A 12,012-nucleotide genomic window follows, 5' to 3' on the forward strand; every position below is an offset into this window, starting at 1 on the left:
GTGCGGGGGCGTTATGGCACACGACTGAGGAGGTACTGCCGGTTCGGCTAGAGCAGTGACGGCACCTCTGTCGCTGCGACTTCCCTCGCTGCGCGTTCCAATGCGCTGGCGAGCAGAGCAAGATCCGTCGGGCCGTTGCCCAGCTCCCGGACCGGGCGGCGCGCCGGCGGGTCGCCCATGCGCTCCCACTCCAGGGGGACGACCGTGGGGCGGAGGGTCGCCGTACGGGGGATACGGCCCGTGACCCGGCCCGCCTGGAAGGCCGTGACCCGGCCGTCGGACCAGGTCAGACGGCCGCGGCCCGGGGACGGTTCGTCCGGCCCGGTGGCCGGGGCGTCCAGGGTGACGCGGAGCGTGGCCCGGCGGGCCGGTTCCGACTCCGCCGTACGGCCGTCCGGTCCCGTCGCGGCCACCAGATGGACGCCCAGACGCTCGCCCTCGCGGGCAACCGCCTCCAGCGCGCGTATGACCGAGCCCGCGGCCGGCCGGCCGGGGGAGCCGAGGGGCGGCGAGACCAGGGCGTCCAGGTCGTCCACGACCACCACCAGCCGGGGGAGCGGGGGCGCCGCCTCCGTCTGCCGACGGGCCGCCGCCGGACGCAGCCGGATCGTCGTCGAGCTGGGCGGGGAGTCGAGGTCACCGGTGGCCGGGTCGCCGGACGTGCGTGTGGTGCCGGAGGAGCCGGTGGTGCCCCGGGGGGCCGCCGAGCGCTGGGCGACCATACGGCCCGACAGCTCCCGGCCGGTGTGCCACTCCGCGAAGTCGGAGCGGCCGAGCAGCTCCGCGCGCCGCTTCAGCTCGGCGCTCAGGGACTGGGCGAACTCCCGCATGCGGACCGGGTCGTTGGCGGTGAGGTGAGTGGTCACGTGCGGCACGTCCGTGCACACGCGCAGGCCCTCGCCGTGGCCGCCGGCCGCGCCCACGCTGTCCCGGCCGTCGACCAGGACGACACTGAGGCGGTCCGGCCGCTCGGCCGCCGCCAGCGAGGCGACGGCGGCCCGCAGCAGTTCCGTACGGCCGCTGCCCGCGGGGCCCTCGATCAGCAGATGCGGGCCCTCGGCCACCAGGTCGGCGCAGACCGGCCCGCGCGGGCCGGCCCCGAGCACCGCCCAGGCACGGCCGCCCAGCGACTCCGGATCGTCGGCCGCGTCCGCCCAGCGCGTCATCAGCGACGGCGGGGTGGCCCTGGCCAGCCCCAACTCGTCCAGCAGCCGCGCCGCGCGGGGCAACGGCGACGACACACGCGCGTGCCGCCCGTCGGCGGCCCCGTCCGTGCGCAACGGCGCCAGCGCACGCGCGAACCGCTCGGCCCAGGGCGCGGAGACGGCGTCCACGGCGGCCACCGTGCCGTGTCCGACGGGAGTGGGGGCGGGGTGCCCGGTCTCCACGGCGGTGCGGGACGCGTCGGCGGGGGAGGCGGCCGCCACGGGACGGGGCACGGTGTGGGTGGTCTCGGAGCCTGTGTGACGGGAGCGGGGGCGCGATGCCGCCGGGTCCGGTCCGCCGCCGTACGTTCTGGCGTCCTCGCTCGCACTCGCGGACCCGCCGTCACCGGTGCCCGTGCTCGCGGGAACTCCCGCCCTCGCCACCCGCATCAGCCGCAGTGCCGTCGCCACGTCCCCGCTGAGCAGGCCGACCGCGCCGCACTCGCGGAACGTCGGGGCCGCCGCACACGCCGCTTCGTATGTGTCCGTCACCGGGGACGCCGGGGAGGCCGGGGCGGTCTCGGCCAGGCACACGACGTGGATGCCGGCCCGGGGACCCTCCGCCGCCAGCCGTGCCACCGCCTTGCGCAGGTCCGCGCCACCGGGGTCGCCGTCCACGACGACCACGGTGTACGGCCCCGGGAAACCGCCGCTCTTCTCGTCCTCGGCGTCCTCCTGGGCCCAGGAAGGGCGACGGGCGGCGCCCCGCGGGACGTCGTCCTGCGAGGTGGCGGAGCGGGCCGCCGGGATCGTCCTGTGGGCCGGTGCGGTCTTCGCGTCGGTCAGGTGGTCGTCCAGGCGCCGGAGGAGTTCGTCGGTGCGGGCCGCGGCCTGTTCGCGGTCGTGGGCCAGGAGGAGCCGGCAGTCCTGGCCGTGGCCCGGACGGACATGCGGGAGCCAGCCAAGCCAGGACCACTCGGCGGTGCGCTCCTGCGCGGGACGGGCGCGGTCCGCGCTGATCAGCACGATCTCCAGGGTCTCGGGCGCGTGCAGGGCGGCGAGCTGGGCCACCACCGCGCGGGCCAGCCCCGCCAGCCGCGCGCGGGGACCGGCGAGCCCCAGTGCCCCTGCCTCGCGCAGATCCGCGGTGACGGGAACGGCCGGCAACAGCCCCGTCCCGTCGGGTGCCGCGCGGTCGGCGGTGCCGAGCCGCACGGTGAGCGCCTCGGGATGCCCCGGCCCGCGCTCCCACAGGCGTGCGCCCGGACCCAGCGCTGTCAGCAGCAGAGCCGCGGGGTCCGGCCAGACCTCGGGCATCTGGGCCGCGGCGGTCGGCGGAGCCGGGACCGGGGGCGCCGGCTTCTCGTCGGCCGCCTCCTGCCCGGTCGCCTCCTGCTCGCCCCGTCCCCCGGCCAGCCGCCGCGCCCACGCGGACAGCCCCCCGCGCCGACGTACGCCCTGCGGTACGTCGGTTCCGCGCAGGGGCGTGCCTTTGCGGCGGGCGGTTCCGGGGGCGTCCGGGGCTCCGTCGTCGGGAGCGGAGGGCGCGTCCTGGGGGGCCACCGAAGGCGAGGAGGACGAGGAGGACGAGGGGGCGGCGGGTGTGCGAGGTGCGTCGAAGGAGCCGATCCCGGACCGGCCACCGTGTGTGTCCCCGACAGGGCCGGGGCCGCGCCCGCGGTCCGGACGTCCGTCGCCGGTGGCCGTGCCGTTCGCACCCCGCCCGGTTTCGCCTCCGTCAGTGGTCACTCCGGTCGCGTCCCGGTGGGTGCCACCGCCACCCCGGTTCTCGATCCGGGGCGCACCGCCCTGACCCGGCACGACGACCGGCGACCCGACGGGGCCGTGGCCCTGCGCTCCCGCGATCCCGGGGCCCCCGCCGGACGCGCCCCAGCCGGCCGAGCCGTACGTGTGGTGGGTCCGGTCGGCGGGCGGCGGGGGCGGGACGACGCCGCCGTCACGGGCCCCACGCGCGCGTGCCGAGCCGGAACCCGGGGTCGTCCCGGCGTCGGAGGTGGTCGCGGATTCGCTGCCCGGGCCTGATGCGGCGCCCGAGGCCGACCTGGTTCCCGTGTCCCGCCCGGCACCCGAGCCCGACCCGCTGCCGTGGCCCGGCACAGTGCCCGAAGCCGACCGGGCACCCGAGCCCGATCCGGCGTCCGTGGCCGACCCCGAGCCCGAGGTCACCCCCGGTGTGGTCCTGCGGCCGGCCCCGGTCCCTGCCGGAGCGCCTCCCGACACCCTGCGTCCCCGGCCGCCCCCGCCCGGCGCGTGGCGGCCCTCGCCGCTCTCCCCCGTGCTTCCCGGCGCCCCGCGCCCCTGGCGCTGTCCGTCTCCCTCGCCGCCCTGCGCGGTCGCGGTTCCCCCGGTGTCGCCGGGAGCCACCCGCACATGCCCCTCGCCGTCCGGTTCCGTCTCCAGCCGGGAGCCCCCGCTCGGCGCCAGCCGGAGTACCGACTCGCCGATCCTCAGGAGGGCCCCCGGAGGGAACCGCACCGGGCGGGTGCCCACGCGGGTGCCGTCCAGGAGCGTGCCGTTCGTGGAGGTGAGGTCGGCCACCGAGACGCGGCCGTCGCCGGCGACCGTGACCGCGCAGTGGAGGCGGGAGACGTCGGGGTCGTCCAGCGGGACGTCGGCGTCGGCGGAGCGGCCGATGTGGATCTGGCCGCCGTGCAGCAGGTGGACGCCGCCGGCGTCGGGGCCGGCGACCACATGGAGCTGGGTCGGGGCGTCGTCGAGCTCGGGGTGGGGTTCGGGGGCGGCGGGGGCGCCCAGGGACAGCACGGCGCCGTCGACCAGCGGGGGCTCGCCCAGAGTGGCGCGCTGGGTGTCGAGCCGCTCGCCGTCCGCGTACAGCACGACCGGGCCTCCGCCGCGCTCGGCCTCGCTCGCGCGGGAGGCGCTCGCGTCCCCCGGGACCGCCGAGGCGAGTGCCGCCGCCACCGCGGCCAACGCTGTGCCGACGGGAGCCGTGACCAGCACGTCGCAGCTCGCGGCGCGGCTCCGGGCACGGTCGGGCGGGCCCAGCGGGTCTACGACGGTCAGCCGGATCTGCATCGCCGTCAGCGGTCCCTTCTGCGCGGACAAGTTCGCGCACAAGCACGCGCCCAAGTTCGTCGGCCTTGACGGAAGGCATCCTCGCACCTGCCACTGACAACGCGCCCGCCGCCCGAGGGCAAGTGATCTTGATTGGTCAGCTCTGCCCCTAAAAGTGCCTGACCAGTGCAGCGCCGATGATCACTTGAGATCGGTCACGTCAACGCCTGGCAACCGCGAGACCCGGACGGAGCGTCTTCCCTTCGAACGTGCCGGGCAACGCATACGTAGTGCCTTGGAGAGCGGCACTACAGTGGATCGGAACGACAGCCAGCAGCAGGGAGTGCATGACGTGCGGCCGGTAGGCAGCAAGTACTTCCTCGAGGAGCCGCTCGGACGCGGTGCCACGGGGACCGTCTGGCGTGCTCGCCAGCGGGAGACCGCGGGCGCCGAGGCCGCTGTGGCCGGGCAGCCCGGCGAGACCGTCGCGATCAAGGTCCTCAAGGAGGAGCTCGCGAGCGACCCGGACATCGTGATGCGGTTCCTTCGCGAGCGCTCCGTCCTGTTGCGGCTGACCCACCCGAACATCGTGCGGGTGCGCGACCTGGTCGTCGAAGGCGATCTGCTCGCACTGGTCATGGACCTCGTCGAGGGCCCCGACCTGCACCGCTACCTGCGTGAGAACGGCCCCTTCAGCCCCGTCGGCGCCGCCCTGCTCACCGCCCAGATCGCCGATGCGCTCGCCGCCAGCCACGCCGACGGCGTGGTCCACCGCGACCTCAAGCCCGCCAACGTGCTGCTGCGGCAGTACGGCGGCCAGATGCACCCCCTCCTGACGGACTTCGGCATCGCGCGTCTCGCGGACTCCCCGGGCCTGACCCGGACCCACGAATTCGTCGGCACGCCCGCGTACGTTGCTCCGGAGTCCGCCGAGGGCCGCCCGCAGACCTCCGCGGTGGACATCTACGGCGCCGGCATCCTGCTGTACGAACTGGTCACGGGCCGTCCGCCGTTCGCCGGCGGCTCCGCCCTGGAGGTGCTCCACCAGCACCTGAGCGCCGAGCCGCGCCGCCCCTCCACGGTCCCCGACCCGCTGTGGACGGTCATCGAGCGCTGTCTGAGCAAGAACCCGGACCGGCGTCCCAGTGCGGAGAACCTCGCGCGCGGTCTGCGGGTCGTCGCCGAGGGCGTCAGCGTGCACGCGAACTCCGCGCAGATCGCCGCGGCGGAGAACGTCGGCGCGCTGCTCCTGCCCGACCCCGCCCCGGCGGCCGTCCCGGACGTGCCCGGTGCCGCCGACCCGACACAGGTCCTGCCGCACGGCGCGGGCACCTTCGACCCGAACGCCGCGACCAGCTTCCTCCCGCACACCGGCCCAGGGAACGCGGGCGCCGCCGACCCCACCGCCGTACTCCCGACGAACCGGGGCGCGGCCGACCCGACCGCCGTCATGCCGCCGGTCCCGCCCGGGCAGCCGGGTCAGTACGGGCAGCAAGGACCGTACGGACAGCAGGGCCGGCAGGGGCAGCAGCCCGGTGGGCCCGAGGATCCGCACCCCTGGCAGAACCAGCTGCGCGCGGCCCGGGACCGCAACGAACAGACGCAGGTCCAGTACCTCGACCCCAGCGAGGACCCGCTGCGTCGCCGCCCGCAGCGGCAGGCCCCCAGGCCGCAGCAGCGGCCCCAGCAACAGCAGCCGCAGCAGCAACGGCCTCAGCAGCGCCCCCCGCAGGGCGGTCGCGGCCGTCAGCAGCAACAGCCCCAGCAGTACGCCCCGCAGCCGCAACAGCAGCCGCAGCGGTACGCGCCCCCGCCGCAGGCCGAGCGGCCCGCGCGGGAGCCCAGGCAGCCGCGGCAGCGCAGCGCCAACCCGATGAAGATCCCGGGTCTGGGCTGTCTCAAGGGCTGCCTTTTCACGATCGTCATCCTGTTCGTGGCGAGCTGGCTGATCTGGGAGCTGAGCCCGCTCCAGGAGTGGATCGGCACCGGCAAGAGCTACTGGCAGCAGCTCGGCGACATCATCGACACGGTGAGCGGATGGATCGGCGATCTGGGCGGTAACTCCTCAGGTCAGCAGTAACTCTGGAGATTTGTCGACACCCAGCGGGTGATTTCCGTCTCCGCGGTGAAGGTTGGCTCTTCCGGCGCGTAGCTTTAGCGACAACACGCGTCTGTAGGAGCAGTCTTGGCACGGAAGATCGGCAGCCGGTACACCGCCAACCAGATCCTGGGGCGGGGCAGCGCCGGCACGGTGTGGCTGGGCGAGGGACCCGAGGGGCCCGTCGCCGTCAAGCTGCTGCGCGAGGATCTCGCGTCCGACCAGGAACTCGTCGGCCGCTTCGTGCAGGAGCGCACGGCGCTGCTCGGCCTGGAGCATCCGAACGTGGTCTCCGTACGCGACCTCGTGGTCGACGGCAACGACCTCGCGCTCGTCATGGACCTGGTCCGGGGCACCGACCTGCGCACCCGGCTCGACCGTGAGAAGCGGCTCGCGCCCGAGGCGGCGGCGGCGATCGTGGCCGATGTCGCGGACGGGCTGGCGGCCGCGCACGCGGCCGGGGTCGTGCACCGGGACGTGAAGCCGGAGAACGTCCTGCTGGACATGCAGGGGCCGCTGGGGCCCGGGGGCTCGCACCCGGCTCTGCTGACCGACTTCGGCGTCGCGAAGCTCATCGACTCGCCGCGAAGGACCCGGGCCACGAAGATCATCGGCACGCCGGACTATCTGGCGCCGGAGATCGTCGAGGGCCTGCCGCCGCGGGCGTCCGTGGACATCTACGCCCTCGCGACCGTCCTGTACGAGCTGCTGGCCGGGTTCACGCCGTTCGGGGGCGGCCACCCGGGAGCGGTGCTGCGACGGCATGTGACGGAGACGGTGGTTCCGCTTCCGGGGATCCCCGACGAACTGTGGCAGCTGATGGTGCAGTGCCTGGCGAAGGCGCCGGCCTCGCGGCTGCGGGCGTCCGAGCTGGGGGCGCGGTTGCGGGAGCTGCTGCCGCTGCTGGCCGGGATGCCGCCGCTGGACGTGGACGAACCGGACGCGGAGCTGGAGGAAGGGCAGGACGAGGAGGACACCGGACCGGCCTCGGGCCCGGGTTCGGCCTCGGCGGAGGGGGCGGTGTCCTCCGGGCGCCCGGTGCGGCGGGGAGCGGTGCCGTTGGTGCCGGGAGCGAAGCCGGCCGACTCCAACCGGGACACGCACACGTCGATGAGGGTGCCGGGGCCGGACGAGCTGGCCGGGGGTGCGCGCGGGACGGCCCGGGTGCCGCGGCCCGCCGGAGCACCCCGGCCGGGATCCGCCCGGCACCGGGCGACCACACGGCGGCGCAGGCTGGCCGTCGGGGCCGCCGCGTTGGTGCTGGTGGCCGCGGCGGGGGCCGGGGTGTGGGCGGCCACGTCCGGGGACGACGCGGGGGCGTCGCCGCAGGACACGAAGAACTCGGCGCCGGCTTCGCCGTGAGCGGGCCGGGGCGCCGGCCCCGGTGAGGTGGACGCCGGACGAGGTCGGTTGCCACAGCCGTTAGGCTGGAGGGCGTGGCAGTCGTCGATGTATCCGAAGAGCTCAAGTCCCTCTCCTCGACCATGGAGTCGATCGAGGCCGTTCTGGACCTCGACAAGCTGAGGGCAGACATCGCCGTGCTCGAGGAGCAGGCGGCCGCGCCGTCCCTGTGGGACAACCCGGACGAGGCGCAGAAGATCACCAGCAAGCTGTCCCACCTCCAGGCCGAGGTCAGGAAGGCGGACGTGCTGCGCGGGCGGATCGACGATCTGTCCGTGCTCTTCGACATGGCCGAGGAGGAGGACGACCCCGACACCCGCGCGGAGGCGGAGGCGGAGCTCACCTCGGTGAAGAAGGCGCTGGACGAGCTGGAGGTCCGCACCCTCCTGTCCGGCGAGTACGACTCCCGTGAGGCGCTGGTCAACATCCGCGCCGAGGCCGGTGGCGTCGACGCCGCCGACTTCGCGGAGAAGCTCCAGCGCATGTACCTGCGCTGGGCCGAACAGCACGGCTACAAGACGGAGATCTACGAGACCTCGTACGCGGAGGAGGCGGGCATCAAGTCCACCACCTTCGCCGTCCAGATCCCGTACGCCTACGGCACGCTCTCCGTCGAGCAGGGCACGCACCGGCTCGTGCGGATCTCCCCGTTCGACAACCAGGGGCGCCGGCAGACCTCCTTCGCGGGCGTCGAGATCCTCCCCGTGGTCGAGAAGACCGACCACATCGAGATCGACGAGTCCGAGCTGCGGATCGACGTGTACCGCTCCTCCGGTCCCGGCGGCCAGGGCGTGAACACCACCGACTCCGCGGTGCGCCTCACCCACCTGCCCACCGGCATCGTCGTCTCCTGCCAGAACGAGCGGTCGCAGATCCAGAACAAGGCGTCCGCGATGAACGTCCTGCAGGCCAAGCTGCTCGACCGGCGCCGCCAGGAGGAGCAGGCCAAGATGGACGCCCTCAAGGGCGACGGCGGCAACTCCTGGGGCAACCAGATGCGTTCGTACGTCCTGCACCCGTACCAGATGGTCAAGGACCTGCGCACCGAGTTCGAGGTCGGCAACCCCGAGGCTGTTTTCAACGGCGAGATCGACGGCTTCCTGGAGGCCGGAATTCGCTGGCGCAAGCAGCAGGAGAAGTAACTTTGTCGACTTGACAACGTCCTGCAACTGCCGCCCATCGGGCGGCAGTTTGCTTTATGTCTGGGTTTTACATCACACTCACAGACCGCTTTCCCCGGCAAAGACCGCTTACCCGGACATCGCGCGCGCAACGGCCTTGACGATGCTTTGAAAAATGGGAAAGGTAAAGCGTGGCATGCGTATCTCTGGGGCGCATGTGAACCGGGGGACTTGAGTAGAGCTACCTTCCCCCGTCGATCACGGCCCCGAGCGCCGCCTCATTGACGATGAGCTACTGGGGGTAGCAACCACATGACGAAGAAGACGCGCATCCGGATCGCGCGCATAGCCGCCGGTGCCGTAATCGCGGCCGGCGCCTCGCTGACCGCTGCCGGCGCCGCATCCGCGCTGGAGATCGGCGTGAGCGTGGACGACAGCGGTGTCGGCGTGAACGTCGACACCGGCCTCGGCGACGACCCGACCGACCCGGGCACCCCGACCGACCCGGGCATCCCGACCGTACCCAACGACCCGACCGACCCGGGCACCCCGACCGACCCGGGGACCCCGACCGACCCGGAGATCCCGACCGACCCGGTGACCACGCCGCCGGTCACCGACGACCCGACCGAGCCCACCGAGGACCCCACCGAGCCCACGGAGGACCCGACCGACGACCCGACCGACGGCTCGGGCACCGGTACCGGCTCCACCGGTGGCGGCAACAACGCCGACCCCGACGGTGGCTCCGGCACCTCCGCCCAGGAGGAGGGCTCCTCGGCCCTCACCGACACCGGCACGGACACCGCGGCCCAGGGCAAGGGCGGCGCTCAGCTCGCCGAGACCGGCGCCGGCCAGACCACCTTCCTGGTCATCGGTGCCGCGACGATGATCGCCGGTGGCATCGGCTTCCGTATCCTGCCGCGCCTCGCGAGCGGCCGCGGTGGCGCTGTCGCCTGAAGGTGACTCCCGGTAGCCGCGCATCAGCCTGATGTGCGCATGCTGTACGACGAAGGGCCCGGAGCGACCTCGCTCCGGGCCCTTCGTATGTCCTTGGGGCCGCCATCAGGCGGTCTGGTGAGCCAGCAGTGCGAAGGCCGCGATCAGGATCGCGAGCAGGGAGATCAGAGCCATCGGGTTCAGGCCCGCGAAGAGGTTTTCCTGCTGCAGCCGCTCGCGGTTCGCGCGGCACACATGGCACCGGCCCTCACTCACGGGCGAAGCGCAGTTTGCGCACACCAGGCGGTCGTACGTCATGCGCGTCACCCTTCTTGCCGGCGGTTCCGTACAGGAGAACGCTCACGGGTCTCGGAACGTTCCCTTCTCCACTGTGCCAGGTTCCTCCGGGCGCTGCCTGTGCGCTTCCAGAGCGTGGGCTTCCAGGTGGGCACAAAACCGCCCATCCGATGCGCAACCCCAACCGGTGCCTGCGCCGCCGCACCCGGTTCGCGTATGGTCACGCTCATCTACCCCCGGCCTACCGTGGTGCATCCGTGATCCGATTCGACAACGTATCCAAGGTCTACCCCAAGCAGACCCGCCCCGCACTCAGGGATGTGTCCCTGGAAGTGGAGAAGGGCGAGTTCGTGTTCCTCGTGGGGTCCTCCGGCTCCGGAAAGTCCACCTTCCTGCGGCTGGTGCTTCGCGAGGAGCGCACCAGCCAGGGGCAGGTGCACGTTCTGGGCAAGGACCTCGCGCGCCTGTCCAACTGGAAGGTGCCGCAGATGCGCCGCCAGCTTGGGACGGTGTTCCAGGACTTCCGGCTCCTGCCGAACAAGACCGTCGCCGAGAACGTCGCCTTCGCGCAGGAGGTCATCGGCAAGCCGCGCGGCGAGATCCGCAAGGCCGTGCCGCAGGTGCTCGACCTCGTCGGGCTCGGCGGCAAGGAGGACCGTATGCCGGGCGAACTGTCCGGCGGTGAGCAGCAGCGCGTGGCCATCGCGCGGGCCTTCGTGAACCGGCCCAAGCTGCTGATCGCCGACGAGCCCACCGGCAACCTCGACCCGCAGACCTCCGTCGGCATCATGAAGCTGCTCGACCGCATCAACCGGACGGGCACCACCGTGCTGATGGCGACGCACGACCAGAACATCGTGGACCAGATGCGCAAGCGCGTCATCGAGCTGGAGCAGGGCCGCCTCGTCCGTGACCAGGCACGCGGTGTCTACGGCTACCAGCACTGACCGCCGTTCGTCGAGTCCACGGAAAGGCCTGAAGAAGACGCCATGCGCGCCCAGTTCGTACTCTCCGAGATCGGTGTCGGTCTCCGTCGCAACCTGACGATGACGTTCGCCGTCATCGTCTCCGTCGCCCTGTCGCTCGCCCTGTTCGGCGGATCGCTCCTGATGAGCGACCAGGTCGGCGCCATGAAGGGCTACTGGTACGACAAGGTCAACGTCTCGATCTTCCTCTGCAACAAGAGCGACGCCGAGTCGGACCCCAACTGCGCCAAGGGCGCGGTCACCGAGGACCAGGAGAAGGACATCCTCTCCGACCTCAAGAAGATGTCGGTCGTCGAGACGGTCATCCACGAGTCCCAGGACGAGGCGTACAAGCACTACAAGGAGCAGTTCGGCGACTCCCCGCTGGCCGCCTCCCTCACGCCGGACCAGATGCAGGAGTCGTACCGGATCAAGCTGAAGGACCCGGAGAAGTACCAGGTCATCGCCACCGCCTTCAACGGGCGTGACGGTGTGCAGTCCGTGCAGGACCAGAAGGGCATCCTGGACAACCTCTTCGAGCTGCTGAACCTCATGAACCGGGCGGCGCTCGGTGTCATGGCGCTCATGCTGATCGTCGCCCTGCTGCTGATCGTCAACACGGTGCGTGTCTCGGCGTTCAGCCGTCGGCGGGAGACCGGGATCATGAGACTCGTGGGCGCGTCCGGGTTCTACATCCAGGCGCCGTTCATCATGGAGGCCGCCGTCGCCGGTGCGATCGGCGGCGGGCTCGCCTGTGTCTTCCTGGTCGTCGGCCGGTACTTCACCATCGACCACGGCATGGCCCTGGCCACGAAGCTCAACCTGATCAACTTCCTGGGCTGGGACGCCGTACTGACGAAGCTGCCGCTCATCCTCGCAGCGAGCGTGCTGATGCCCGCGTTGGCCGCGTTCTTCGCGCTGCGCAAGTACCTGAAGGTGTGACACACGCCAAGAGGGCCGTACGGTCAACCGGCCGTGCGGCCCTCTTGCGTTGTCCTAGACTCACCGGC

The 12,012-nt window shown here is 72.6% G+C and carries 8 protein-coding genes; 6 read left to right on the forward strand and 2 right to left on the reverse strand.

Going from position 1 to position 12,012, the window contains the following annotated elements:
* Positions 1-47: 47 nt before the first annotated feature.
* The gene (locus tag ACZ48Z_RS35130) at positions 48-4,202 is read right to left on the reverse strand and encodes an FHA domain-containing protein (RefSeq protein ID WP_468740057.1); all 4,155 of its coding nucleotides are present in this window, start codon (positions 4,200-4,202) and stop codon (positions 48-50) included.
* A 331-nt stretch (positions 4,203-4,533) separates the two neighbouring features.
* Here ACZ48Z_RS35130 and ACZ48Z_RS35135 point away from each other — a divergent pair, with 331 nt between their 5' ends.
* The 4 genes from ACZ48Z_RS35135 to ACZ48Z_RS35150 all read left to right on the forward strand — a co-directional run bounded on the left by ACZ48Z_RS35135 (position 4,534) and on the right by ACZ48Z_RS35150 (position 9,761).
* A complete protein-coding gene (locus tag ACZ48Z_RS35135) occupies positions 4,534-6,261 on the forward strand; it encodes a protein kinase domain-containing protein (protein ID WP_468739961.1) in 1,728 nt (575 codons plus the stop codon).
* A gap of 105 nt (positions 6,262-6,366) precedes the next feature.
* Positions 6,367-7,641, forward strand: a complete 1,275-nt coding sequence (locus tag ACZ48Z_RS35140) for a serine/threonine-protein kinase (protein WP_468739962.1) — start codon at positions 6,367-6,369, stop codon at positions 7,639-7,641.
* Between the two features lie 74 nt (positions 7,642-7,715).
* Positions 7,716-8,822 carry a peptide chain release factor 2 gene (prfB, locus tag ACZ48Z_RS35145; protein WP_468739963.1) on the forward strand — a complete coding sequence of 369 codons (1,107 nt, stop codon included), beginning with the start codon at positions 7,716-7,718 and terminating at the stop codon, positions 8,820-8,822.
* 291 nt (positions 8,823-9,113) lie between these two features.
* A complete protein-coding gene (locus tag ACZ48Z_RS35150) occupies positions 9,114-9,761 on the forward strand; it encodes a hypothetical protein (protein ID WP_468739964.1) in 648 nt (215 codons plus the stop codon).
* 105 nt (positions 9,762-9,866) lie between these two features.
* On the opposite strand, the gene ACZ48Z_RS35155 is transcribed toward ACZ48Z_RS35150, so the two are convergent.
* Complete coding sequence (locus tag ACZ48Z_RS35155) at positions 9,867-10,058, reverse strand: hypothetical protein (protein WP_468739965.1); 192 nt, start codon at positions 10,056-10,058, stop codon at positions 9,867-9,869.
* A gap of 236 nt (positions 10,059-10,294) precedes the next feature.
* On the opposite strand from ACZ48Z_RS35155, the gene ftsE reads away from it, so the two are divergent.
* Both ftsE and ftsX read left to right on the forward strand, forming a co-directional pair.
* Positions 10,295-10,984 (forward strand): cell division ATP-binding protein FtsE, encoded by a 690-nt coding sequence (ftsE, locus tag ACZ48Z_RS35160; RefSeq protein ID WP_468739966.1) that lies wholly within the window; start codon positions 10,295-10,297, stop codon positions 10,982-10,984.
* Positions 10,985-11,026: 42 nt separating this feature from the next.
* Positions 11,027-11,944 (forward strand): permease-like cell division protein FtsX, encoded by a 918-nt coding sequence (ftsX, locus tag ACZ48Z_RS35165; protein ID WP_468739967.1) that lies wholly within the window; start codon positions 11,027-11,029, stop codon positions 11,942-11,944.
* Positions 11,945-12,012 lie beyond the last annotated feature (68 nt).

It is taken from the genome of Streptomyces sp. NPDC031225 (assembly GCF_055570355.1).